At 70.8% G+C, this 25,199-nt stretch carries 18 protein-coding genes and 1 pseudogene; 13 read left to right on the forward strand and 6 right to left on the reverse strand.

Features of this window, described 5'->3' with window-relative positions; all coding sequences use genetic code 11:
* The first annotated feature begins 6 nt into the window (after positions 1-6).
* The 3 genes from ACFY7C_RS18245 to ACFY7C_RS18255 all read left to right on the forward strand — a co-directional run bounded on the left by ACFY7C_RS18245 (position 7) and on the right by ACFY7C_RS18255 (position 3,218).
* Entirely contained in the window at positions 7-444 is a 438-nt protein-coding gene (locus ACFY7C_RS18245) for a hypothetical protein (RefSeq protein WP_389651070.1), read from the forward strand.
* Positions 445-639: 195 nt separating this feature from the next.
* The gene (gene tal / locus ACFY7C_RS18250) at positions 640-1,755 is read left to right on the forward strand and encodes a transaldolase (protein ID WP_389652733.1); all 1,116 of its coding nucleotides are present in this window, start codon (positions 640-642) and stop codon (positions 1,753-1,755) included.
* Between the two features lie 209 nt (positions 1,756-1,964).
* Entirely contained in the window at positions 1,965-3,218 is a 1,254-nt protein-coding gene (locus tag ACFY7C_RS18255) for an NAD(P)/FAD-dependent oxidoreductase (protein WP_389651073.1), read from the forward strand.
* Between the two features lie 244 nt (positions 3,219-3,462).
* Here ACFY7C_RS18255 and ACFY7C_RS18260 read toward each other — a convergent pair whose 3' ends face one another.
* The gene (locus ACFY7C_RS18260) at positions 3,463-3,666 is read right to left on the reverse strand and encodes a hypothetical protein (protein ID WP_389651076.1); all 204 of its coding nucleotides are present in this window, start codon (positions 3,664-3,666) and stop codon (positions 3,463-3,465) included.
* Between the two features lie 635 nt (positions 3,667-4,301).
* Here ACFY7C_RS18260 and ACFY7C_RS18265 point away from each other — a divergent pair.
* Together ACFY7C_RS18265 and ACFY7C_RS18270 are read left to right on the forward strand one after the other, a co-directional pair.
* A complete protein-coding gene (locus ACFY7C_RS18265) occupies positions 4,302-6,161 on the forward strand; it encodes a glycoside hydrolase family 15 protein (RefSeq protein WP_389651079.1) in 1,860 nt (619 codons plus the stop codon).
* Positions 6,158-6,637, forward strand: a complete 480-nt coding sequence (locus ACFY7C_RS18270) for a hypothetical protein (RefSeq protein WP_389651081.1) — start codon at positions 6,158-6,160, stop codon at positions 6,635-6,637. Before ACFY7C_RS18265 ends, ACFY7C_RS18270 begins: the two co-directional genes overlap by 4 nt.
* 2,459 nt (positions 6,638-9,096) lie before the next feature.
* Here the strand turns inward: ACFY7C_RS18270 and ACFY7C_RS18275 are convergent.
* A complete protein-coding gene (locus ACFY7C_RS18275; protein WP_389651083.1) occupies positions 9,097-10,263 on the reverse strand; it encodes an aminotransferase class I/II-fold pyridoxal phosphate-dependent enzyme in 1,167 nt (388 codons plus the stop codon).
* Between the two features lie 323 nt (positions 10,264-10,586).
* Between ACFY7C_RS18275 and ACFY7C_RS18280 the strand changes: the two genes are divergently transcribed.
* The 3 genes from ACFY7C_RS18280 (at position 10,587) to ACFY7C_RS18290 (ending at position 12,182) form a co-directional block, all read left to right on the forward strand.
* Positions 10,587-10,784 (forward strand): hypothetical protein, encoded by a 198-nt coding sequence (locus ACFY7C_RS18280; RefSeq protein ID WP_389651086.1) that lies wholly within the window; start codon positions 10,587-10,589, stop codon positions 10,782-10,784.
* A gap of 397 nt (positions 10,785-11,181) precedes the next feature.
* Positions 11,182-11,499, forward strand: a complete 318-nt coding sequence (locus ACFY7C_RS18285) for a hypothetical protein (protein ID WP_389651089.1) — start codon at positions 11,182-11,184, stop codon at positions 11,497-11,499.
* A 227-nt stretch (positions 11,500-11,726) separates the two neighbouring features.
* Positions 11,727-12,182, forward strand: coding sequence for a hypothetical protein (locus tag ACFY7C_RS18290; protein ID WP_389651092.1), 456 nt, complete (start codon positions 11,727-11,729; stop codon positions 12,180-12,182).
* Positions 12,183-12,609: 427 nt separating this feature from the next.
* On the opposite strand, the pseudogene ACFY7C_RS18295 reads toward ACFY7C_RS18290, so the two are convergent.
* Both ACFY7C_RS18295 and ACFY7C_RS18300 read right to left on the reverse strand, forming a co-directional pair.
* Positions 12,610-13,317 (reverse strand): annotated as a pseudogene (locus ACFY7C_RS18295) (IS5 family transposase).
* 11 nt (positions 13,318-13,328) lie between these two features.
* Positions 13,329-13,796, reverse strand: a complete 468-nt coding sequence (locus ACFY7C_RS18300; protein ID WP_389651094.1) for a hypothetical protein — start codon at positions 13,794-13,796, stop codon at positions 13,329-13,331.
* 541 nt (positions 13,797-14,337) lie between these two features.
* Between ACFY7C_RS18300 and ACFY7C_RS18305 the strand changes: the two genes are divergently transcribed.
* Entirely contained in the window at positions 14,338-15,723 is a 1,386-nt protein-coding gene (locus tag ACFY7C_RS18305) for an MFS transporter (protein ID WP_389651097.1), read from the forward strand.
* Positions 15,724-15,777: 54 nt separating this feature from the next.
* Here the strand turns inward: ACFY7C_RS18305 and ACFY7C_RS18310 are convergent, their stop codons facing one another.
* Positions 15,778-17,520, reverse strand: a complete 1,743-nt coding sequence (locus tag ACFY7C_RS18310) for a VanW family protein (RefSeq protein ID WP_389651100.1) — start codon at positions 17,518-17,520, stop codon at positions 15,778-15,780.
* A gap of 139 nt (positions 17,521-17,659) precedes the next feature.
* Between ACFY7C_RS18310 and ACFY7C_RS18315 the strand changes: the two genes are divergently transcribed.
* The 4 genes from ACFY7C_RS18315 to ACFY7C_RS18330 all read left to right on the forward strand — a co-directional run bounded on the left by ACFY7C_RS18315 (position 17,660) and on the right by ACFY7C_RS18330 (position 24,285).
* Positions 17,660-18,451 carry an IclR family transcriptional regulator gene (locus ACFY7C_RS18315; RefSeq protein ID WP_389651103.1) on the forward strand — a complete coding sequence of 264 codons (792 nt, stop codon included), beginning with the start codon at positions 17,660-17,662 and terminating at the stop codon, positions 18,449-18,451.
* Positions 18,452-18,571: 120 nt separating this feature from the next.
* Positions 18,572-18,892, forward strand: coding sequence for a putative quinol monooxygenase (locus ACFY7C_RS18320; RefSeq protein WP_389651105.1), 321 nt, complete (start codon positions 18,572-18,574; stop codon positions 18,890-18,892).
* 129 nt (positions 18,893-19,021) lie between these two features.
* Positions 19,022-23,530 (forward strand): aminotransferase class I/II-fold pyridoxal phosphate-dependent enzyme, encoded by a 4,509-nt coding sequence (locus ACFY7C_RS18325; RefSeq protein ID WP_389651108.1) that lies wholly within the window; start codon positions 19,022-19,024, stop codon positions 23,528-23,530.
* Positions 23,530-24,285, forward strand: a complete 756-nt coding sequence (locus ACFY7C_RS18330; RefSeq protein ID WP_389651110.1) for a class I SAM-dependent methyltransferase — start codon at positions 23,530-23,532, stop codon at positions 24,283-24,285. The genes ACFY7C_RS18325 and ACFY7C_RS18330 overlap by 1 nt, the downstream gene beginning before the upstream one ends.
* A 21-nt stretch (positions 24,286-24,306) precedes the next feature.
* On the opposite strand, the gene ACFY7C_RS18335 is transcribed toward ACFY7C_RS18330, so the two are convergent.
* On the reverse strand, positions 24,307-25,119 hold the full coding sequence (locus ACFY7C_RS18335) for a glycosyltransferase family 2 protein (protein ID WP_389651112.1): 813 nt from the start codon (positions 25,117-25,119) through the stop codon (positions 24,307-24,309).
* Between the last annotated feature and the right edge of the window lie 80 nt (positions 25,120-25,199).

Raw genomic sequence — 25,199 nt, forward strand, 5'->3', positions numbered from 1 at the left:
GGTGTCATGTCTTCCCCCACCACAACCCCCACGTCCGCCGCCCCCCGGCGGGCCGCTCTCGCCGACCCCGGCTACCAGGCGTTCGTCATCCTGCGCACGGGGTTCACCGTGGCGCCGATCCTGTTCGGGCTGGACAAGTTCACCAACCTGCTCGTGGACTGGCCCGTCTACCTCGCGCCGTGGATCGACGACATCGTTCCGGGCAGCGCGCAGGCGGCCATGTACGCCGTGGGCGTCGTCGAGATCGTGGCCGGACTCGTCGTCGCCCTGGTCCCGCGCTTCGGGGGCTGGCTGGTCGCCGGATGGCTGGCCGGCATCATCATCAGCCTGCTGACCATCCCCGGGTACTACGACATCGCGCTGCGCGACTTCGGCCTCCTGCTCGGCGCGGTGGCCCTGGCCCGGCTCGCCCAGCGCTACCACGGCAAGCGGCCCTCTCACTGACGGCAGGCAGCAGCCGCGAAGGCGGAGAGGCGGGTGGGCCCTCTATCGGCCCATCCGCACGGCCTGCCGGGGCGGCGGCGACACGTCGCAGCCGCCACGAACCTGCCCGGCATCGATTCGCCGGCAGGGTCGTGTGTCGCCCGCGGAGGTCACTCCGGAGAGCACGTGGAGGCCATCGCCCGAAAGGAGAAGGGCATGAGTGAGAATCTGGACCGGCTGGCCGCCGAGGGCGTAGCGGTCTGGCTGGATGATCTGAGCCGGGAGCGGCTCGCCGGTGGCCGGCTGGCCGACTTGGTGGGTGAACGGCGGGTGGTGGGCATCACCAGCAACCCGACGATCTTCGCCAAGGCGATCCGCTCGGGTGACCGCTACGACGAGCAGCTCGGTGATCTTGCCCGGCGCGGGGTGCGGGTCGAGGAAGCCGTCCGGCTGCTGACCGCGTTCGACGTGCGCTGGGCCTGCGACATCCTGCGCCCGGTGTTCGAGGCCAGTGACGCGGTCGATGGGCGGGTGTCGCTGGAGGTGGACCCGCGCGTCGCCCGGGACACGGCGGCAACGGTCGCCGAGGCGCGGGCCCTGTGGTGGCTGGTGGACCGGCCGAACCTGTTCGTGAAGATCCCCGCGACGCAGGAGGGCCTGGAGGCGATCAGCACGGCGCTCGCCGAAGGCATCAGCATCAACGTGACACTGATCTTCTCCCTGGACCGCTACGACCAGGTGCTCCGCGCCTTCCTGGACGGCATGGGCCGGGCACACGCGGCGGGACGTGACCTGGCGTCCATCGCGTCGGTGGCCTCCTTCTTCGTCAGCCGAGTGGATACCGAGATCGACAGCCGACTCGACAAGATCGGCACCCCCGAGGCGCAGAAGCTGCGGGGGCAGGCCGCGGTCGCCAACGCACGCCTGGCCTACCAGCGCTTCGAGCGGGCCCGCGCATCGGACCGATGGAGGGCCCTGGAGGCGGCCGGTATGCGTTCGCAACGCCCGCTGTGGGCCTCCACCGGGGTCAAGGACCCCGCCTACGCCGACACCCGCTACGTCGAGGAACTGGTGGCGCCCGGCGTGGTCAACACCATGCCCGAGCACACCCTGCGCGCGGTCGCGGACCACGGCCGCATCCAGGGGGACACGATCCATGGCACATATGCGCACGCCCAGCAGGTGCTGAACGACCTGGAGGCGCTCGGCGTGTCCTATGACGACGTGGTGCACGTCCTGGAGGACGAGGGCATAGCCACGTTCACGGCCTCCGGCAACGAGCTGTTCGAGCAACTGGACACCGAACTGCACACCAAACGCGCCGCAGCCTGATGCAGTCGTGGCGCTGACCTGACGGCCCCTGCCCGTGTTCCCGTGCGACGACCGAGCGGCAGACACGCCGGCAAGCACCGCAGTCGTCCACTTCCACGGCGCACCTCCGACGGCGAGGGGGCAAGCGGACGCCGCAGTGTTGACGGGCCAGCTCGCGGAGCGGACTGCCATCAGTCCGCCGGCAGAGCCTACGCAGCAAAGGAGAGGACATGGCCACGAACTCGGCATTTGTGATCGTCGGAGCCGGCCTGGCCGGCGCGAAGGCAGCTCAGACGCTCCGGGAAGAGGGCTTCGACGGCCCTGTCGTACTGCTCGGAGAGGAGGGCGAGCGTCCCTACGAACGGCCGCCGCTGTCCAAGGGCTACCTGCTGGGCAAGGACGAGCGGGAGACGGTCTACGTCCACCCGTCCCAGTGGTACGCCGAACGTGACGTCGACCTGCGCCTGGGCACCACCGTCACCGCGATCGACCCGGCCGGACACGAGGTGGCGCTTGCCGACGGCAGCCGGCTCGGCTACGCGAAGCTGCTGCTGACCACCGGCTCTTCACCGCGCCGCCTGCCCGCTCCCGGAGCCGACCTCGACGGGGTTCATTATCTGCGCCGCCTCTCCGACAGTGACCGCATCAAAGAAGCCTTGCGGTCCGCATCCCGCATCGTGGTGATCGGCGCCGGCTGGATCGGTCTGGAGACTGCGGCCGCCGCCCGTACGGCCGGCGTCGAGGTGACGGTCCTGGAGACGGCGGAACTGCCCTTGCTGCGCGTGCTGGGCCGCGAAGTGGCGCAGGTCTTCGCCGACCTGCACACGGACCACGGGGTGGATCTTCGCTGCGGTGTGAAGGTCGCCGAGATCACCGCCAACGGCGGGCACGCGAACGGAGTGCTGCTGGCCGACGGCAGCCGCATCGATGCCGACGCCGTCATCGTCGGGGTCGGCATCACCCCCAACACCCGGCTCGCCACCGACGCCGGCCTCGACGTCGACAACGGCATCCGCGTCGACGCCCACCTGCGTACCTCCCACCCGGACATCCACGCCGCCGGCGACGTCGCAAACGCCTTCCACCCGCTGCTCGGCAAACACATCCGCGTCGAGCACTGGGCCAACGCCCTCAATCAGCCCCGGACCGCGGCCAAGGCGATGCTGGGCCAGGACGTCACGTACGAACGCCTGCCGTACTTCTTCACCGACCAGTACGACCTGGGCATGGAGTACACCGGCTTCGTCGAACCCGACGGTTACGACCAGGTCGTCTTCCGGGGCCGGACCGACACCCGCGAGTTCATCGCTTTCTGGCTCGCCGAGGGCCGGGTACTGGCGGGCATGCACGTCAACGTCTGGGACGTCACCGAACCGATCCGCGCCCTTGTCACCTCGGGGAGACCGGCCGATCCAGCGTGGCTCGCCGACCCCGACATGTCCCTCAGCGACCTCCTCGACCGGCCTGCCCCGACTGGCCGATAGCCCGGAGAAGGTGATCTCAGAGGTGCCAGTCCCGCCTCCCGCCCCCCGGCCGCGCCGCGGCAGACCCGGACAGCGCGCAGCCGGTTCGCGGAGTTGCCGTACTACGCCCCGGTCGGGCGCTCGGCCGCGGCCGAGCGCCCGCGGCGACTCCGCCCTCTGGCCGCACCTGGTCTCGCCCACGCCGCCAGCCCGTCAATGCCTGATTCCGGGCCGGTGTCGGCACCGGCCCGGGCCAGGAAAGCGGTCACGACCGCACGGAGCTCTGACGGTCGTCGTGCTCGTCGCAGCACTTGTCCGGGAACTGGGCGATGATGCCCTTGGCGAGGATGTCGGCCAGCATCATCATGTGGTCGTTGGCCTCGTCGAAGTGCTTGACGGCGTCGGTGTAGTCGCCCTTGAGCAGGTCGGTGGCGTACACGACGGTCTGGTCGATGTGCTGCCTGAGCATCGGCTCGGTGACCGAGCGAGGCCAGTTCCTCGGATGCGCGTTGGTCAGGAAGGCGCTGACTCGGCTTCACTGACCCGGAGTGGCTGCTGACAGCCGGGCCGGCCGCCGGGCCCGGGCCGGCCGCCGAGGCCACGCCAACGCTCGGGGTGAGGAGCGTTGTCGCGACGGCCAGGCTTGCCAGAGTGGGCGCGAGGACCTTCCTGCGCCGTGGAATCTTGAACACAGGCTCTTCCTTTCACAGCGCGTCGCAGCCGCGACGGCTCAAGGTGAGGGATGGGGAAAGGGGCGCGGCGCCGCCGTCTGGCGGCGGCGCTGCCCATAATCAGGCGGGCCGCCAGGCCGGAGTGCGCGAACCCCTCCCCGACTCGCACCTTGCCCTCATGGCGCGCACGAAGCCCGCCGTTCCAACGGGAAAGGCGGATCTCGACCCGAAAGGACGGCACAGTGAGTCCAGGCGGCTGTACTCGTTCTCGACCGCAGCGGGTGCGCCCTGAGGCAGGCAGATGAGCCGTGCCACGCCCTCGTCACGGATCTCGTCACCCTCGGCACAGAGCTGGTCGACGGCGGCAGGCTCCAGCTCCGCGCCATGGGGTGCGGACCAGGCGGGTGAGCAGCCCGCCTGGGATGGTGGTGTCATGGGAAGCATCAGCGGCCGGGCGGGAGCAGGAACCGTCCCCGGGCCGTCGACCGGTGGCTTGAGCTTCGGCGGCTATGCTCCGCTGCGGGATTACGCGGTGATCGGTGACGGCCGCACTGCCGCTCTGGTCGCCAGGGACGGGTCGGTGGACTGGCTGGGTTTGCCCGACCTGGACTCGCCCGCGGTGTTCGGCGCCGTGCTGGACACCGCCCGCGGCGGCCGGTTCACGCTCGCACCGTCGGTCCCATACCGGAGCGAGCGCCGCTACCTGCCCAGCACCAACGTCCTGGAGACCACCTTCCGCACCGACACGGGCACGGTGCGGGTCATCGACGCGCTCACCCTCCATGACGAAGCGACGCTCACGCCGATGCGGGAACTGCTGCGACGCGTGGACGGACTGTCCGGCTCCGTGCCCATGCACTGGAGCGTGCAGCCCCGGTTCGGTTACGGCACCCGCCACATGCGAATCACCCGACGTGCCGGTGTCCCGGTGGCGACAGCCGGAAGCGATGCACTCGCGGTCTGCGCCTGGGATGCCGGCGAGCCCGTATGGGACGGGGACGCCGTCAGCGGGCACTTCGAAGTCGTCAGCGGCCGGCATGCACTCCTTGCGATGCCGTTCGCCCATCAGGAACCTCTCGTCCTGCCGGGCCGCTCCGAGTGCGAGGTGCGTCTGGAGGCCACGTGCGCGGCCTGGCGGAACTGGGCGCAGGACCGCCAGTACACCGGGCGGTGGCACGAGCCGGTGATGCGCAGCCTGCTGGCGCTGAAGCTGCTGGTCTACGCCCCTTCCGGTGCGGTCGCGGCCGCGGTGACGACCTCGCTGCCTGAGGAGATCGGCGGCGAGCGCAACTGGGACTACCGCTTCTCCTGGGTGCGCGATTCCGCCTTCACCCTGACCGCCTTCCTGCGGCTGGGCTGCCCGGCGGAGGCACACGCCTATTTCTGGTGGCTGATGCACGCCTCCCAGCTCACCCACCCATCCCTGAACGTGCTGTACCGCCTGGCCGGCGGGCACCGCACCCCGGAGAAGACCCTGTCCTGGGAGGGCTACCGCGGTTCGACGCCGGTCCGTATCGGCAATGCCGCGGCCCGGCAGGTCCAGCTGGACACCTACGGCGAGCTGATGCAGACGGCCTGGCAGTACGCCCAGGCCATGGGCGGTCTGGACGGGGATGTCGCCCGCCGTCTGGCGGAGCTGGCCGACCTCGTGTGCACGGCCTGGGAGGAGCCGGACGCCGGCATCTGGGAGGTCCGTAGCCCGCCCCGACACTTCACCCAGTCGAAGATGATGTGCTGGGTGGCCCTCGACCGCGCCGCCGACCTCGCCGAACGCGGCCTGCTCCCCATCCGGCACCTCGAGCGCTGGCACACGACGCGGGACGAGATCGGCGCGTTCATCGAGGGCCGCTGCTTCTCACCCGACCGCGACAGCTACGTTCGCGCCGCCGGCAGTGACGACCTGGACGCCGCCGTCCTGCTGGGCCACCTCTATGGATACGGCGGCGACGGTCACCGCATGCGGGCCACGATCCGCGCCCTGGACCGCCACCTGCGGCACGGCCCCTACGTCGACCGGTATTCCGGCGAAGACGGCCTCACCGGCGGGGAAGGAGCCTTCCTTGCGTGCTCCTTCTGGCTCGCTGAATCCCTCGCCCGCACCGCCAGTCTGGCGCAGGCGATCGAGCTGATGGACGAGTTGATCGGCCTGGCGAACGACGTCGGCCTCTACAGCGAGGAGATCGACCCCACAACCGGCGACTTCCTGGGAAACCTGCCCCAGGGCCTGAGCCACCTGGCGCTGATCAGCGCCGCCTGTACCATCACCGCGGCAGGTAAGGACACAGCACGGTGAACGCCTGGGGAACCGCCGCGGGCGCCTTCGTCGGCACACTCGCCTTGACCACCGCGCTGCGCGCCGCCAGTGAGCTGAGACTGACCCGCATGGACCTGCCGTTCCTCCTCGGCACGGCGGTGACCGTCAACCGCACCCGCGCCAAAGCCCTCGGCTACCTGATGCACTTCCTTAACGGGCAGATCTTCGCGTTCATCTACCTCGCCGTCTTCATCGCCATCGACCAGGCCGGCTGGTGGCTGGGCGCCCTGTTCGGTCTCGCCCACGGCCTGTTCGCCGGTACCGCACTGGTCAACATCCTGCTGCCGCTCGTCCACCCCCGCATGGGCAGCCCCCTGACCAGCGCCCCAGAGACAGCGCTGCTGGAACCGCCCGGCTTCCTGATGCGCAACTACGGGCCCGGCACCCCGGTGGTCACCGTCCTCGCCCACGTCGGCTACGGAGCGATCGTCGGCGGCTTCACCCTGACGCCCTGATCCCGGCGCTCAGCCGGACAGGCCGCGATGCAGGTCGCGGGCCAGTACCTGGCCTGGATGCCGTCACCCATCGGCGGGCGTACTGTCCGAATCTGGGTGACGTTCGGTGTGAGTGGCGCGGTGCCCTGCTCGAGTCGAGGGCACGTGGCCGCCAACACTGCCGCCTCGTGCACCGGCAGGCGGCCTGGCGGGCCCGGCGACAGTGGCAGCGGGCGGGGGAATCGTTCCCAGTCGGTACGGTGGCCGGCTGCCACAGCAGCACCGTCGCCGCCACGGTCCCGGACCTGGCCGGACTCGGCCTGACCGCCGTGCCGGAGGACCGGCGCACAAGAGCCGGCTGGGCGGAGCTCGGTGCCGGTCTGGATATCACCGCGGAGGCCGTCCGCAGCCGCCTCGGGCGCACATGGGGATCCTCCTCCGTCGACGCAAGGTGAGCGCATGCGCGATCCCGCCGAACCCGCCGCAGCCCAGGACGCCCCCTGCCTGGAGGAGCTTGATGCCGCCCTGGCGGAGGTCACGCGCGACACGGTTGTCCGTCGCTCCGGCACGTGAGCGACCCAGTGAGCCGGCCCAGTCGGGCCAGACCGCAAGTGCGGTGCCGCCAGGCCGAACTGGCAAGCCACAGAGCTGACGTGGCACGCCACATCCAGGACGTTGCCGGATCACAACTCACCTCCAGCGACGCTCAGCGCATCCTGGCGGCAGCCAACGCCTGGGAACCTCGGCCCGCCCGAGCTCTGGCCGCCCACCTGGCCGAACACCCTGACGCGCTCACCGCACCGATATCCCAGAGCCCGGCAGCTCCTCCCAGGCTCCTGCTGGAACTGGCGCCGACAGGCTACGCCGTCAACAGACTCGCCTGCGCACGCTGCGGACGCATCGACGACCCGTTGCCTTGCAACTCGCCCGTCGGTCGCCTCTGCAACTGGTGCATCGAACCTGACCGCCTTCAGCAGTGCAACGAGTCGACGGTTCCGGCGGAACCGTCGGAGCCTGGGGCGTCGAGCAGTCGGCCTGCTCCGTCAGCCGGGTCAGTCCCCCCGGGTGTTCCTGGTCAGGCCGCCGCCGTGGTGCGCCACCAACGCGTGCAGAAGCACTCCTCGATCACCTCGCGGTGGGCGGCGCTGCGGTCGGCCACCCGGACCACGCAGCCGCGCCCGGCGTACGCGAAGGGCCCTGCGCGGCTGCGTGAGGACCGTTCGCCCCGCCAGGCCCCTGGGGCGAGGCGTCTGCGTCCGGCCCGCTCGGCGCGTACAGGGCCTCGCCGAGCACGTGTGCAGGTGGAGGGCGAGGAGGGGGCCGAGGTCCGTCCAAGACGCCTCGGCCCCCTCCTCGCCGGAGGCTCACGCCACGGGCCCGGCGACCCCGGCCGCGTGTCCCTCGTCGTGGTGGATCACCCGCAGGCCCCACCACTGCCCCAGGTGCCGCTCCGCGATCGTGGGCCCATGCACCCCCGCCGCACCGCCCCACTCTTACTCGGTGTCCTCCTCGCCCTCACCGGCTGCGTGGCCGTTCCCGCAGTGCCGCCGACCCACCCCGTACGGCCTCGCGGCCGCCGAAGACCGGCCGCCCGCGCCGCTGCCCAGCCAGTGGCCTTCGCCCACCCAGCCCGCGCCCCGTGAAGCGCTGGAAGACACCACCCCGGCGGCGGCGCGCCGAACCCGAGATGCGAAGGCCCGCCCGAGCGCGCCGTCGGCGACCCCGCCAACCGCCTCCGAGCGCCCTCGCGCGACTCCACCGAGGGAGAAGGCCAAGGCGCCGGCCACGAAGGCACCGGGGAAGAAGCGCAGCAAGCCGTCCAAGAGCCAGGCACATCAGCCGGTTCCCGCCGGTCGCCCTGCCGACATGCGCGCGCTGTTCTGGGGGGCCGCCCGCATCGGAGTCCCGTACGGCGTCCCAGACCTCTGCCACAGGCCCTACGGCCGATGAGCTGGGCAGCTTTGACCAGGCTTTATGAGCAGGGGGTGCAGGTGCTCCGGCGGCCTGGCCGGTGCGGGCAGCGCATTCGACTGGCCGGCACGCACTGCCCACTGAAACTCACCGTCCCTATTGAAAGAGGATTTTGGAACGGCGATCAAGGCCAGACGTCCTGGCTTCTGGACTGGGGGAAGGAAGAAAGCGCGCTTGCTGTTGCGGCGTGGCCGTACGCGAAAATGCCCCGCAATAACGGCTGGGACGGCTTGGTCGATCGCCGTGATGCGGTTGATGCTGCAGCGGAGCCAGCGTAGGAGGCGCCAGCCCTTCAGGGTGGTCATGGCTGGCCTGCTCGCCGAGGCAGCGGATCTCGGCGTGGGTGCTGTTGTGGCGGCGCTGCCACCGCTTGAGGCGGTGTCCGCGGAACGGCACCCGGATGGAGCTGCCGGCGCGGGTCGTGAACCCGTCCACCAGGAGCTTCGTCGTTCCGTTGATCCGTCCAACACGCCGCCAGCACTACCCGGTGGGAAAAGGCTCACGGTCTGTCATCCGTGCCAGTCGACCGCCGTGATCCGTCCCACTGCCTCGGCGATGGTGGCGTCGTCGGCGCATACGGTCAGGCGCAGGAAGCCCTCGCCACCGGGGCCGAATCCGGTGCCGGGAATGCCGAGTACGCCGGCTTCGGTGAGCAGGCGCTTGGCGAAGGTCTCGCTGTCCAGCCCGGCGGGCGTGCGGACGAGGCAGTAGAAGGTGGCCTGGGGTCGCAGGACGTCGAGGCCCGCGGCCTCCAGCCCGTCGCAGAGCAGCCGCATGCGTCCGGCGTACACGGCGCGCAGGTGGTCGGGGTAACCGGTGGTGTCGGTGAGGGCGGCGACGGCGGCGTGCTGGACGGCGGCGAAGGTGCCCGAGTCGGTGTGTGTCTTGACCTCGCGCAACGCTGCGATGACGTCGGTGTTCCCGGCGGCGAAACCGACTCGCCAGCCAGGCATGTTGTAAGTCTTGGACAGGGAGTGGAACTCCACACCGCAAGCCCTCGCTCCCGGTGCTTCCAGGAACGAGGGCGGGGGTTCGCAGCCGTAGTAGATCTCGCTGTAGGCGGTGTCCGAGGCGACCGTGATCCCGTACCGGAGGGCGAAGGCGGCCAGTTCCGCGTAGAACTCGCGGGTGGCGAGCGCGGCGGTGGGGTTGTTGGGGTAGCAGACCCACAGCAGCCGCGCTCGCGTGGCGACGGAGGGCGGGATCGCGGCGAGGTCGGGCAGGAAGCCGTTCTCCTCGCGCAGTGGCATCGTGACGACCTCGGCTCCGCAGAACCGGGCCCAGGTCGCATAGACGGGATACGCCGGGTCGGGCACCAGCACCACGTCGCCCGGCTCCACACAGGCCAGCGCCAGGTGCGCCATGGCCTCTTTACTGCCGAGGGTGACCAGGACCTCGGTGCCGGGGTCCGCCGTGACCCCGAAGCGGCGCGCGAGGTAACCGGAGGCTGCCTGACGCAGGGTCGGTGTGCCTTCGTACGGGGGGTAACGGTGTGCCCAGGGCTCGTCTGCCGCCCTTTGGAGGGCGGTCACGATGTGCGGTGGGGCGGGCAGGTCGCAGTCCCCGACGCCGAGCGGGATGACGTCGTTCCCCTTGCCTTCCGCCTCGGCCCGGCAGCGGTCGATGAAGGAGAACAGGTAGTCGTCCGCTTCCCGGAGCCGGCTCGCTCGGCGCATCGTCGCCATCGTCCTTCCAACGTGTCGGGTCTGAACGGAGTCTGGCCGATTCGCGCGCTGTACTGCCGGATGTCCGCTGTCGTTGGCTGGAAATGCCGTGGCCCCGGCCGAGAAGGCCCTGATTCGGAGGGAGGTGCCAGCAGTCGAGCGTGGAGCGGGTTTTGCGTCGAGCAGGAGTGGCGGGACGTAAGCGCCCGAATCGGCCCTGTATGGGATGTCCACCTGATCGGGCGAAGAAGATCCTTTTCCGCTTCTTCCGCCTGTAAGCGCCGATACAACGGTTGTGTATCCCCTGCCCGGCTCAAGAGGAACGGGCGAAAGCTATGGCTCTGGAAGCCACCTTCTTCACCGACAATCAGTTCTCAGGCAAGCAGGTCTCGCTCAAGCCCGGGCGCTACAGGCTCGACAGTGACACCAACGACCAGATCTCCTCGGTGAAGGTCCCAGTGGGGCTGCTCGGCCTCGACATCCTCGCCTGGCCCGGTTACGGCGCCATCGGGCCGTACGTCGACGAGGAGTAGTCGCACCGCTCGGATTGATCGGGGGCCACCAGCGTGAAGACGCTGGCCGGTTCTCGTCTTTCGCGGCCGGCCTCGCGCCGAGCCGGGCCAGTCAGGACGCGCTGGGCCTTTCCAGCCTGCATCAGCCTCGCGCCCCCGTCGTCTCCGGTATCGACCGGACGAGGACCGACGCCGAGTTCCTCGCGGCGATGGAGGTCCACAAGCAGACCGATCCGGCGCACCGGGTAATTGTCGACGCATACGCCCCGATCCAACTCAACGGCCACCTGTACTTGTCCCACCCCGCGACCTGGCGCTGGAACCTGGTCCAGTGGATGAGGGACACCATCCAGGCGTGGTCAGAAGTGCCCTGGGACGAGCTCGACCTCGACGCGGACGAGGACCCCCTCTCCACCGGATGCCGACCAGCACGGAGTGGAACGAGTTCGAGGAGCACTTCGACACTCGCAAGGTTGAGCTCGGCACCTGTGGCCAGCCGTACGCCAGCGACTGCCGCCACGAACACGCCTGCATCCGCTGTCCGGTCCTGCGGATGAACCCGCAGATGGCCTTCCGCCTTCAGGAGATCGAGACCGATCTGACCTGGCTCGGTGAGATCGAGGGCATCGATCTGACCTTGAGCCTACTCCGGCAGAAACAGATCGAAGCAGCGCGGTTGACCTCCGTCCCCCGGACCGTTGACCTGGGCATTCCCGTGGTAGCACCTCGTCGGTAGGCAGGAGAGGCCATCAGGCATTTGATCGCCCTTCCGAGCCCGGAGGCGGCAGGAGTAGCGGATGCTGGCCCTGGCTGCAGCCGGGCTGCGCCGCGTACCCGAGGGCGGAGGCGAAGGGTGAAGATGTCATGATCGGCTCCGACTGGACTAAGTCACCCATCCATACGATGTTTTGACTCGCCTTCTATCTCGAACCGACTATCCAGAACGCACGACGGGGGAACGCCATGAGCATCACCAGGACCACTCGTAGGACGCGGGCCAAGATCGCCGTGTCCATCGGGGCCCTGGCCGCGGGCTCACTCATACTCACCGCCTGCAGCGGAAGCAGCGGCAGCGCCAGCGGCAGCAAGCGCGACGGTACCTACTACATCAAGGACGTCAACGGCACGTCCGACCTCGGCCAGTTGGTTGTCAAGGGCAACAGCGTCTCGCATCATGAGTACGACTGCGATGGTGTCTACGAGAAGCCGGACGTGACCAGCACCGGCGAGTTCACCAAGGATCAGTCCCAGATCATCTGGACGGTCGCCGGAGAGGACCCCCGCAACGAGCGGACCGGCAGCGAGCCCATCTCGACCAGTGACACCTCGATCAGCATCAGCGGTAGCGTGTACGTACGTGACAGCTCCGATGCCGGCAAGGCTCTGCTGGACGGCTTCAAGACCAAGTGCGGGAAGTGACGTAGACCTCCCACTCGGCCGGCCGAGCAGGGCAGAACCCCGTGGGCATCGCGTCCACGGGGTTCTGTGTTTCCTCGGCTGGTCAAGCCTCTGACACCTACTCCTGAAGCTGCTGCGCCCGGTACTCCTCGATCGTCTCCGGCGGCCAGCCGTACTTGGGGACATGCTGCTCGACGAAATCGAGTTCGGCCCACGCTGCCAACCTCCGAATTCTCGACTGGGCCACCACGACGAACAAGCGTCGGCTGGCCGCTGGTATCCATGTCCCGACCGTACATGCAGGGCAAACGTTGGCTGATGCAGCACCAGCTCCTCACCCGTACGACTGAGACAGACCGCGTCTTGTGTCCGTGCACGCTGACGCTAAGAACAGCCCGAGGGCGCCGCTCCATTGAACGAGACGCCCTGGTGCAGTTAAGACGTCATCTCATTTGGTGAGTCTGCGGTAGCAGATGAGGGTGCAGGCGATGCTGGTGAAGGCGAGGAAGTGCTCGGCTTTACGTTCGTAGCGTCGGCGGACGCGGCGGCAGCCGGCGAGCACGGCAATGGTGCGCTCGATGGTCCAGCGGTGCCGGCCCAGTCGCTGTGAGGACTCGATGCCTTTGCGGGCGATGCGGTGGGCGCTGCCGCGTCTGCGTAACCATCGCCGCAGGTGGGGGTAGTCGTAGCCCTTGTCCGCGTGGAGCTTTCCCGGCTTGCGCCGCCTGCGTCCGCGGCGGGAGCGGATCGGAGGGATGCCTTGACCAAGGGGATCAGGGCTTGGCTGTCGTGCAGGTTCGCGCCCGAGATTCCGACGGATGTGGGCAGACCGGTCCGCTCGGTGATCAAGTGGATCTTCGAGCCGTACTTGCCCCGGTCCACAGGAGTCGGACCGGTCAGGTCCCCCTTTTCAGGGCCCGCATGTTCACCGAGTCGATCGCGCAGCGGGACCAGTCCAGCTCGCCGCGGGCACCGAGCTCGTCGAGCACCACGCGGTGGAGCTTGGCCCACACCCGGGCCTTCGACCACTCGCCAGCACCTCCCGGTCGCCGTGGCGACGCCTATCACCACCCTGAGGCAGCGACGGCGCCTCCGGCACCACCCGCTGGAACAGCTCCCATAGCTCATCCGGCACCAGCCGCTCAACAATCCCCATGACTGTCGCGCCTACGACTTGGTGGAGCAGATGGTCTCGATCCACGTCGCCTGGAAGTCACGGCAGACAAGGAGGAGGGTGCCGACCCAGCAGGCGATCTCGTGGCTGCAACCGTCCCTGTGCGGCAGAATCTCGTCGAGAATCACAGTCCCGAGGTCCGTTCCTCGGTCCTCGTCGGCGGGATCGATGATGAAACTGGACACCCCTCCATAGCGGATGAGCAGGTCCTGGTCGTGCTTCCAGCAGTTGTGCCGGAACTCGACCTCCATCTCCTCACCGCCGGCGCCCCGGACGGCCCGAAGCGTCAGGTCCTTCACACATCGCCTGCTGCGGAAGTCGTAGTGGTCCGCGTCCGTAGCGAAAGCCCGGGCCCCCGGCGGCAGGTCACCAGAGATCGAGGGCAGGTGGCTTAGGTAGCGAGGCGGGTCCAAGACCCCTGACAGATCACCGACCTGCGCATCGAGATTGACGTACTCCATCGACCTTCGCCCCCTCACGACTTCCCACTGGCCGTCGAACCGTCGCACAGACTCACCACATGAGATGACGTACAAGGAACCTCATGGGCTCCGTCTTCACGCGGGAGACCGAGCTGACCCTGCCCCTGGAGTTCGACGCGCTCGTTGCGGCTGCCTGACGCCGTTCGATGAGACGTGAGGCCGACAGCCCCCACAGAGGGTTGTCGGCCTCACACGTCTGCTCACCCGTCGCCATCCGATCCGTTTCCCGAATGCCCGAGTTCAACGCTCCCTAGCCAGCACCAAACCAGCACGGGAGTGAGGACCCCACCGGCGAACTGGGGCGCAAACTGCCATATCTGACACCCGCCTGTGGCGGTGTGAATCGCTATCCGGAATGCGCTCGACCGCCGCCGGAGACCTCCGTCCGGGCCCCGCATGGTGCCCGCCCGCACCCCCGGCCCCCGAACTATGGTGTCCCACCACATACGCCGGTGACCTGCGCTTTCCTACGGTGTGGCGACACGAAACAGTCCCCGTCACCCGCTCGGAAGTGGTGCACATGGCCGCCGCAACACACGCTCCCACGCCTCCCGGCGCTCTCAAGCGCATCGTCGCCGCCAGTCTGATCGGCACCACCATCGAGTGGTACGACTTCTTTCTGTACGGTTCGGCCGCCGCGCTGGTGTTCAACAAGCTGTTCTTTCCGGAGTCGGATCCGCTGGTCGGGACGCTGCTGTCGTTCCTGACCTACGCCGTCGGGTTCGCCGCGCGGCCGCTCGGGGCGCTGGTTTTCGGGCATTACGGGGACCGGCTGGGGCGCAAGAAGCTGCTGGTGCTGAGCCTGCTGCTGATGGGCGGGGCGACGTTCGCCATCGGGTTGCTGCCCACGCACGCGACCGTCGGGTCCGCCGCGCCGCTGTTGCTGACCGCGTTGCGGCTGGTGCAGGGCTTCGCGCTCGGCGGGGAGTGGGGCGGGGCCGTGCTGCTCGTGTCCGAGCACGGGGACGCGAAGCGGCGTGGGTTCTGGGCCTCGTGGCCGCAGACCGGGGCGCCGGCGGGGCAGTTGCTCGCGACCGGTGTGCTGTCCGCGCTGACCGCGCTGCTGTCCGAGGCCGCGTTCGGGTCCTGGGGCTGGCGGATCCCGTTCCTGCTCTCCGGCGTCCTGGTGATCGTCGGCCTGTGGATCCGGCTGTCCGTCGACGAGTCGCCCGTCTTCAAGGCCGCCCTCACCGCCGCCGAGGAGCGCAAGGCCGCCGCCGGGCAGGTCGAGAAGATGCCGCTGGTCGCGGTGCTCCGGCACCACTGGCGCGACGTGCTCGTCGCCATGGGCGCCCGTATGGCCGAGAACATCTCGTACTACGTCATCACCGCGTTCATCCTCGTCTACGCGACCACCCAGGTCGGACTCACCAAGCAGAACGCCCTCAACGCCGTCCTCATCGCCTCGGCCGTCCACTTCGCCGTCATCCCGCTCTGGGGCGCGCTGTCCGACCGGCTTGGGCGCCGCCCGGTCTATCTGATCGGCGCCGTCGGCGTCGGGCTGTGGATGTTCCCCTTCTTCGCCCTCATCGACCGGGGCACCTTCGGCAGCCTGCTGCTCGCCGTCACCGTGGGCCTCGTCCTCCACGGCGCCATGTACGCCCCCCAGGCCGCCTTCTTCTCCGAGATGTTCGCGACCCGGATGCGCTACTCCGGGGCCTCCATCGGCGCGCAGTTCTCCTCCGTCGCCGCCGGCGCCCCCGCGCCGCTGATCGCCACCGCGCTGCTCGACGACTACGGCAGCTCGACCCCCATCGCCCTGTACGTGATCGCCGCCGCGCTGCTCACGGTCGTCGCCATCGCCTGTGCCCGCGAGACCCGCAACCGCGACCTCGCCGACCTGAGCGACGTCCCCGGACCCGACGGCGCCGACCGGGAGGCGTCCGCCGCCAGCCCGTCCCGATGACGAGAACGAAGGGCCCCTCCCGGATCGGGAGGGGCCCTTCGTCCGTTCACGCCTCTACTTCTCGCAGGTCACCTTGTCCCGCGGCGTGTAGCGGGTGTCGAAGGTCTCGCGCTTCACCTCGGTGCCGTCGTTCTTGAAGACCCGGTCGACCTTGATGTCGAAGCCCTCCAGCGGCTCCTGCACCTCGCACTTGTCGCCCTTGCCCTCGCGCTCCGCCGGCGGCGTGATGTTCGTGCGCGGGCCGGCGACCGCCTCGACCGAGTCGTACTTCTTCGTGCCGAGGAAGCTCACCGTCACCGACGAGTCCGTCGAGCTCGCCTTGATGTAGATCGGCTTGCCCGAGTCGTTGCGGAACTTCAGGTCCAGCGTCCCCCAGGCCACCGTCGCCTCCCGGCCGGCCGGGTAGCGCTCGATGTAGAAGGAGTGGGCGCCGTGCTCGACGGGCTTGACGCCGGCGAAGAACAGCGCGTTGTAGACGGTCGTGGCGACCGCCGACACACCGCCGCCCGGCGCCTTCTGGTACTGCCCGTCCATGATCATCGTGCCGTCGACGAAGCCGTTGGCCTCGGTGCGCTCGCCCACCGTGCGGTTGAAGCTCCACACCTCGCCGGGCTGCACGATCGAGCCGTTGATCAGCTCGACCGCCCGGCCGATGTTGGTCGTGCGGTATGGCGCGGTCGGGAAGTTCACGGTGAACGTCGACATCTGCTCGGTGATCCCGAGCGCGGCGAGATTCTCCGCCGTCAGCTCCGGCTGGGTCACCTTGGTCTCGACGGGAGCGGTACGGGCCGCGGCGCCCACCTGGGTGAGCAGCGGCTGGACCGCCCGGCCGAGGGCGTCGGCCGACACCTCGCGGCCGGGCCGGCCGTCCCGCTCCACGACCACCTTGCCGTCCCGCACGCCGAGGCTGGCCTCGACCGGACCGCCGGTGAAGGTGTGCAGCGGACGGGCCACGTCCGGGTCGCGCAGCAGCGACCGGGAGTCGAGCGACGGGTTGAGCCGGCCGCCCTCGGTCCTCACCTTGAGGTGGTCGGCGAGGGTGGCCGCCGGGATCGACAGACGGTTGCCGCCCGTGGTGAGCGTGACCGGGCCGGACAGGGCCGGCGTCGCGAAGTCCTTCACGAAGCGGTCGACCTCCGCCGCGCCCACCTTCGGGTGGGTGACGGAGACCGGCAGGACCACGGGCGCCGAGCCGCCGGCCCCCGGATAGGCGGCGCGCAGGGCGTCGACCGCCTTGTCGGCGTCCAGCTTCTGGCCGTCCCGTGCCGGGGTGACGACCGCCTTGCCCTTCTTGAAGGCCACGGCGCCCTCGCGGACGGTCCGGTCGTGCTCCTTGGCGACCGAGGCCATCGCCGCGCGCGCCTTCGTGGCGTCGAAGGCCACGACGGGCTCGATGTCGCGGCTGCCGGTCGAGAAGAGCCGGCCGATCACGGTGACCGGGTCGCGGGACGGGTCGGCCGCCCGGTCGGCGGTGGCGGCCACGTCGACCGTGAGGCCCGCCTCGGCGGGATCGAGCGCGGTGCCGGCATCGCCGACCGTGACCCGCACCGGGTCCTTCCATGCGGCGGGGGCCGCGGAGGTCAGGCGGGCGGCGGCCTGGGAGCGGCTCAGGCCGCCGATGTCGACCCCGCTCACCCGGGTGCCCTCGGAGATGTCGTCCCCGGTGGCGACGAGACCCGCCACATACAGTCCGCCGGCGACGGCCGCGACCGCACCGGTCGCGAGCGCCGCCTTGCGTATGTGGCCGCGGCGCCCGTGCGGGCCCGCGGCGGCGTGGTCGGTCGTGGAGCGGCGCACACACCCTCCCGGGGCGGTGAGGAGTCAGGGGTATCCCTCGACGTTACGCCGAAAGGGGGCAAAAGATCCATATGATCCCTTTTTTCGGGACGGTGACGCTCCTCTCATCGCTCCGAACCTGCCGCATTAAGGTGGATCGGTGCATCCGACCTCCTCCGGCGTGACCGGCCCCGCGTCCGGCCCGCAGTCCGTGGAGCGGGCCCTCGCCATCCTCGACGCCGTGGCCGACGCAGACCGGCCCGTCGCGGCGAAGGCCCTGGCCCGCACCCTCGGCTGCGCCCTGTCGACCGTCTACCACCTGACCGGCCCCCTCATCGCCCGCGGCCACCTCGTCCGTACGCCCGAGGGGTACGCGCCCGGGCCGCGGGTCCCCGCGCTCCACCGCTCCTACCAGCGCCACCACGGCCTGGACGGCGGCGTCGCCGAGCTCCTCGGCCGGCTGCGCCGCACTGCCGGCGCGGAGGCCTACTTCACCGCGTACCAGGGCGGCCGGATCACCGTCGTCGACACCACCGCGCCCGTCACCGACACCGCCCACCCCTTCGCGCCGGGCCCCGAGGCCCGCGCCCACGCCACCGCCCACGGCAAGGCGCTGCTCGCCGGGCTGCCCCGGTCGCTGCGCCGGCGGTACCTGGACGAGCACGGCATGGCCCGGTTCACCGAGCGCACCATCACCAGCCCCGAGCGCTTCGAGGCGGAGCTGGCCCGGGTGCGCGACCGGGGCTTCGCCGTCTCCGTGGGCGAGGCGGACCCTGCGTACACCTGTCTGGCGACGGTCCTGCCCGGGCGGGGCGACGGCGTCGCGCACGCCCTGTCGGTGTCGCTGCCCACCGCCGACTTCCGACGCCGGCACGGCGAGGTGCGCGCCGCCCTGGCCCGGGCCGTGCCCCTGTTCACGGCCGGGATCGGCGCGCCGGGCGCCGAGCCGTAACCCGTACCGCCGCCGTTCCCCGTCACGCCTCCGGAGGCCCGGTCCCGCCGTTTCCGGCCCTGCCGGAATCCCCGCCCCCGCCGCTGGCCCGGCCCGCGGGCGGCGGAGCAGCGTAGGCGCATGATCTTCATCGCCGTACGTTTCACCGTCCGTCCCGAGCACGCCGACACCTGGCTCGACCGCGTCGCCGACTTCACCCGTGCCACGCGCGAGGAGCCCGGCAACCTCTTCTTCGACTGGTCCCGCAGCGTCGAGAACCCGCACCAGTACGTCCTCCTGGAGGCGTTCGCCGACGCCGAGGCCGGCGCCGCCCATGTCGCCTCCGAGCACTTCACGGCCGGTCTGGAGACCATGGGCGCCGCCATCGCCGCCACGCCCGAGATCATCAACGTCGAGGTCCCGCAGCAGGGCTGGGGCGCCATGGCCGAACTCGCCCGCTGAACCGGCCCCCGCCGCCCACCACCTCCCGACCCCGCCGCGGCGGGCGCCGTGAGATGCACGGCCCCGCCGCACCCGGGAGACTGAACGTATCCGTGGAAACACGGCCCACTCGGCAAGGGGGCGGTGGATGTGCCGCTGCGACAGCTGTCCTGGCCACTGCGCCGATGGACCCTTCTCTACCTGCTGTTCGTGGCCACCGTCACCGTCGCCTATCTGCTGGTGCCGTCCCGCCACACCGTCCTCTGGGCGCTGATCGGTCTCGGCGGCGTCGCCGTCATCCTCACCGGCGTCCATCTCCACCGGCCCGCCCGCCGCTGGCCCTGGCTGGTGCTCGCCGCCGCCAACTTCACCTTCGTCGCCGGTGACACCACGTACAACGCGCTGGAGACCTTCTTCCACCAGCACCGGCCCTTCCCCTCCGTCGCAGACGCCCTCTACCTCGCCACCTATCCGCTCTTCGCCGTCGGCCTGTTCGGTTTCATCCGTCGCCGCGCCGTCGGGCGGAACCTGGCCGTGGCGCTCGACGCGCTGATCCTCACCTCCGGCCTGGCCCTGCTCTCGTGGGTCCACCTGATCACCCCGCTCGCCACGTCCCCCGACATGACGTGGGTCGAGCGCGCCATCTCCATCGCCTATCCGCTCGGCGACGTGCTGATGCTGGCCATGCTGGCCCGTCTCCTCGTCCCCGGCGGCCTGCGCTCCCGCGCCGTGCAGCTGCTCGCCCTGGGCACCTGCGGCATCCTCTTCTCGGACGTCGTCTACGGCGTGAAGCAGCTGGACGGCACCTGGCAGGTGGGCACGCCCTGGGACCTCGGCTGGGTCGTCTTCTTCACCGCCTGGGGCCTCGCCGCCCTGCACCCCTCGATGACCGGGCTCACCGAGCTCACGCCCGAACCGGTGTCCGGGAGCGCCGAGCGGCGGCTCCTCCTGCTCGCCCTGGCCTCCCTCATCGCCCCCGCCCTGCTGCTCTTCCAGGCGCTGCGCCAGGAACCCGGCCGGGACCTCGGGGTCATCGCGATCTTCTCCGCCCTGATGTTCCTGCTGGTCCTGGCCCGCCTGTGGGGCATGATGGCCGAGCACCGCAGGGCCGAGGCCCACGAACGCAGTCTGCGGGTGGCCGCCGCGTCCCTGGTGGCGGCGCTGAGCCCGCGCGAGGTCGCCGCCGCCGTCGAGGCGGCCGCCGCCACCCTCTTCGGTCCGGGCGCCCCGCACGACACGATGCTGCTCGCCCGCGACCGCCACGGCCGGCTGGCGGCCGTGCCCACCGGACTCCGGCCCTGGCGCGTTCAGGTCACCGAACTCACCGGACCCCACGGCACCCCCTGGCCGGAACTCCTCTCCGGGGGCAGCCGGCTGCTGCCCGCCGAACGACTCGACCCGGCCCTCGCCACCGCCGTCACACCCGGCACCCACGCGCTGATCTGCCCGCTCGCCCTGCAGGCCCCCGCCGCCGGCGAGTCGCTGCTCGGCGCCCTGCTCCTCGCCGGAACCGAGAAGAAGCTCTCCGAGATCGCGGGCCCCGCCCAGTCCCTCGCCTCCCAGGCCGCGCTCGCCCTGGAACGCTTCGGTCTGAGCGAGGAGGTCAACCGCCGTGCCAGCGAGGCCTACTTCCGCACGCTGGTGCACAACACCTCGGACGTCATCCTCATCGTCGACGACGACGACACCGTCCGCTACGCCAGCCCGTCCGCGGAGAAGCAGTTCGGGCGCTCGCTGCTGCCCGGCACCCCGCTCAGCGAACTCCTCGCCCCCGACGACGCGGTGAGCGCCCTGCGGCTCCTCGCCGACGCCCGCTCCCGCGGCGACACCGAGGGCCGCGACGACTGGAAGCTGACGCACGGCGGCGCCGCCGACCTGGAGGTCGAGGTCCGGTGCAGCAACCTGCGCGACGAGCACACCGTGCACGGGCTCGTCCTCACCCTCCGGGACGTCACCGAACAGCGCAAACTGGAGCGCGAGCTCACCCACCGCGCCTTCCACGACTCGCTCACCGGCCTGCCCAACCGCGTGCTGCTCCTGGAACGGATCGAACGCGCCCTGCTCCGCGGCCGCCGCGAATCCACCCTGACCTGCATGCTCTTCGTCGACCTCGACGACTTCAAGGTCGTCAACGACACCATGGGACACTCCGTCGGCGACGAACTCCTCATCGCCGTCGCCCGCCGGCTGACCTCCGTGCTCCGCCGCACCGACACCGCCGCCCGGCTCGGCGGCGACGAGTTCGCCGTGCTCATCGAGGGCGCCCGCGAACCCGGCGACGCCGAGGCCCTCGCCGCCGAGATCGTCCACACCCTCGGCCAGCCGTTCCACCTCACCGACGGCGCCGTCTCCGTCTCGACCAGCGTCGGCGTCGCCACCGTCCTGGACAGCGCCCACGCCGAGGAGCTGCTCGGCCACGCCGACCTCGCCCTGTACGCGGCCAAGGCCGCCGGCAAGAAGCGCTGGCGGCGCTTCCGGCCCGAGCTGCACTCGCGGCTCGTCGCCCGGCACGAGCTCCAGGCCGGCATGGACACCGCCATCGCCGAGCACGCCTTCGCCCTGCGCTACCAGCCCATCGTCCGGGTCGACGACGCCGCCCTGGCCGGCTTCGAGGCACTGATCCGATGGCCGCACGCCCGCCGTGGCATGGTCCCGCCCGAGCAGTTCATCACCCTCGCCGAGGAGAGCGGCCACATCATGCCGCTCGGCGCCTGGGTGCTCGAGCACGCGGCCCGCGACATCGCCCGCTGGCAGCGCTCCCACCCCCGTACGCCACCCCTGTACGCCAACGTCAACGTCTCCGCCCGCCAGTTCCGCGACCCCGGCCTGCCCGACGTGGTCCGGCGGACCCTGAACACCTCCGGACTCGCCCCCGACTCCCTCTGCCTGGAGATGACCGAGTCCGTCCTCATGCGCCGGGACGAGCAGGTCGGCACCACCATGCGGGCCCTGAAGGACCTCGGAGTGTCCATCGCCATCGACGACTTCGGCACCGGCTTCTCCTCGCTCAGCTATCTGCGCGAGTTCCCCATCGACGTGCTCAAGGTCGACAAGTCGTTCATCGACGACATCACCACCGACCGGCAGCAGGTCGCCCTCGTCGAGGGCATCGTCCGCATCGCCGAGGTGCTCGGCCTGCGGGTCGTCGCCGAGGGCATCGAGAACGAGGACCAGCGGGCCCTGCTCGCCGACATGGGTTGTCACTACGGGCAGGGCTACCTCTTCGCCCGGCCCATGACCGCGCGCCAGGCGGAGACCTTTCTGCACCGTGCCCCCGCCCGGTCCGCCCGCGGCGCCGGGACCGCCCGGGGGGCAGGGCCGGGAGCCGGGACCGGCGCCGGGACCGTGCGGGGCGCCGAGGCCCCCCGTACCGCCGCTTCCTCGCCCGGCACCGGCCGGCTCGACGTCCGCTGGCGCGACCTGGAACGGCTCAGGAACAACAGCGCCATGTGCGACGCCGTCATCGACCAGATCGACGGCCGCCGACTCCGCGTCGGCGACCACTGGCTGGTCGACTTCGCCTCCTGCAACTACCTCGGCTTCGACCTCGACCCCGAGATCATGGCCGCCATCGAGCCCATGGTGCGCAGCTGGGGCACCCACCCCAGCTGGTCCCGGCTCATCGGCAGCCCCCGCCTGTACTCCCGGATCGAGGAGCGGCTCACCCACCTCCTCGGCGCCCCCGACACCCTGCTGCTGCCGACCATCACCCTCATCCACCAGTCGGTCATCCCGCTGCTCGCCGCCGACGGCGAGGTCTACATCGAGGCCCAGGCGCACCGCACGATGTACGACGGCTGTCTCGTCGCACGCGGCCGTGGCGCCCGGCTGCACCGCTTCCGAGCCGACCAGCCGTGGGAGCTGGACACCCTGCTCCGCGAGGCGCCCGTCGGCGCCACCCGGCTGGTCTGCATGGACGGCGTCAACAGCATGACGGGCAACTACCCCGACCTGCGCACGACCGCCCGCGTCTGCCGCGACCACGACGCCCTGCTGTACGTCGACGACGCCCACGGCTTCGGCGTCATCGGCGAACGCGATCCCGCGGAGACCAGCCCGTACGGGACGCGCGGCAACGGCATCGTCCGCCACCTCGGCGAGGAGTACGACGGCATCGTCCTCGTCGGCGGTTTCTCCAAGGCCTACTCCTCACTGCTGGCCTTCCTCGCCCTGCCGAGCCACCTCAAGGACCACCTCAAGGTGGCCGCCGCGCCCTACCTCTACTCCGGCCCCTCGCCGACCGCCTCCCTCGCCACCGCCCTCGCCGGACTCGACGTCAACGAGGCGCGCGGCGACGCCATCCGGGGCGACCTCCACCGCAAGACCGCTCGCGTCCTCGACCACGTACGCGGCCTGGGCATCGCCACGCCCAACACCGACGGCCTGCCGATCATCGAGATCCCGCTCGGCGACGCCGCCGACCTGGAGGCGGTCGCCGCGTTCCTGTGGGACCGGGGGATCTACGTGACCCTCGCCGGCTACCCCCTCGTCCCGCGCAACCGGGTCGGGTTCCGGATCCAGATCACCGCCGCAAACACCGACGAGGAGATCGACGCGCTCAACGACGCCCTCACCGACCTCGCCGCCCGCTTCGCACTCCAGCGCGGCGCCCCACGGCGCTCGGGCGCGGTCGCGGCCGGCCGGCGCCGGGAGGCGTGATGCCCGCCACCCGCCGCACCGCCCTGCGGCACAACGGTGACGTGGACTGGGACGCCTGGCCCGTCGGCCCGTATCTGGCCGAGAACTACCGACTGCTACACCCCTGCGACCGGGGCGTGATCCACCACCACTCCCGCTTCTACCGACAGTTCGCCCCCGGCGGACTGACCCGCACCCTCGAACTGGGCGCGGGCCCCAACCTCTATCCGCTGATGCTCGCCGCGGGCGCGGGCCGCCGCATCGACGCCCTGGAACCGAGCGCCGCCAACCTCGCCTATCTGCGGAGCCAGCTGACGTACGGCCCCGACGACAGCTGGGAGCCTTTCTACGCGCTGTGCCGCGCCCTCGACCCCGCCCTCCCCGCGACCCTGCCCGAGGCCCTCGGCCGCGTGCGCGTGGTACGCGGCGACGCCGGCGACCTGGACGAGGGCCGCTACGACACCGCGTCCATGAACTTCGTCGCCGAGAGCGTCACCGAGGACTTCGCCGAATTCACCTCCCTGTGCACGGCGTTCGCGCGTTCCGTACGGCCCGGCGGCAGGCTCGTGGCCGCCTTCATGGAGCGGATGCCGAGCTACCGCATCGGCGCCGGCCCGGTCTGGCCGGCCTGCCCCGTCGACGAGTCGGCGCTGCGGGCCGTGTTCGCCCCCCACACCGTCTCCCTGCGCGTGTCGCGCCTCGCCAAGGACCACACCCTGCCCGAGTACGGCGACACCGGCGTGCTGCTCCTGACCGCCCAACGCCCCTGCCCCTGAGCCGCGTCGGCCCCGCCTTCGTCAGCCCTGGTCCTGGTCCGCCGGCCCCGGGCGGCCTGCGGAGCGCGCCGACGGGGCCAGCCGCAGCAGCGCGTTGTGCGGCCGCTCGTCGAGCAGCGTGCCCAGGATGCGGGTCCCGTCCCGGATCGTGCGGGGGTGCGGGGCGGAGGGGGAAGGGCCCTGGCGGCGGGGGAGTTCGAGACTCGGCACCTCGGCGATCCGCAAGCCGTAGTGCAGGGCGTGCGTGACGAGCTCGGCGCCCAGCTCCACCCCGCCCTCGCGCAGATCGAGCAGGCCGGTGAATTCCCGCCGGAACGCGCAGAATCCGTACCAGAGATCGGTGAGCCGCTGACCGTACAACTGCCGGGCGAGCCGCAGCAGCGCCCGGTGCCCGAGCCTGCGGAGCAGCGGATAATCGGCGACTCCGCCCCCCGCGATGAAACGCGAACCCTTCACGAAATCGAAGCCGCTCTCCAGATAATGCAAATAGTGCGGGATCTCCCTCGGCGACATGCTGCCGTCGGCGCCCATGAGCACGAGGTGGTCGCCCGTTGCGGCCAGCAGCCCCGCGTGCGGGACGTCACCGGCCGTGCAGTCCCAGGGGCCGAGCCGGCGCACCGACACCCCGCCCGGGGCCGTCCGCGCCGGCCCCGCGGGGCCGCCGCCGACCAGGACGACTTCCCGTACGGCCGCCGGGAGCTGCCCGAGCAGCCAGTCCGTGTCCCGGTCGCCGGGCCGGACCGCGACCACCAGGCTCGCCGTGCGGGTGCCGGCGGCCGGGAAGCGGTCCGTCCTGCGGCGCATCGGGTGCGGTTCCCCGCTCGTGGCACTCATGGGCAGCCCTCCGGAATTCCGCCGCGCTTTCAGCATCCGGCGCGCGCGACGGCCCGGTCAAGGAATTCGGGGGATCAGCG

It is taken from the genome of Streptomyces sp. NPDC012769 (genome assembly GCF_042901205.1).
GTDB lineage: Bacteria > Actinomycetota > Actinomycetes > Streptomycetales > Streptomycetaceae > Streptomyces.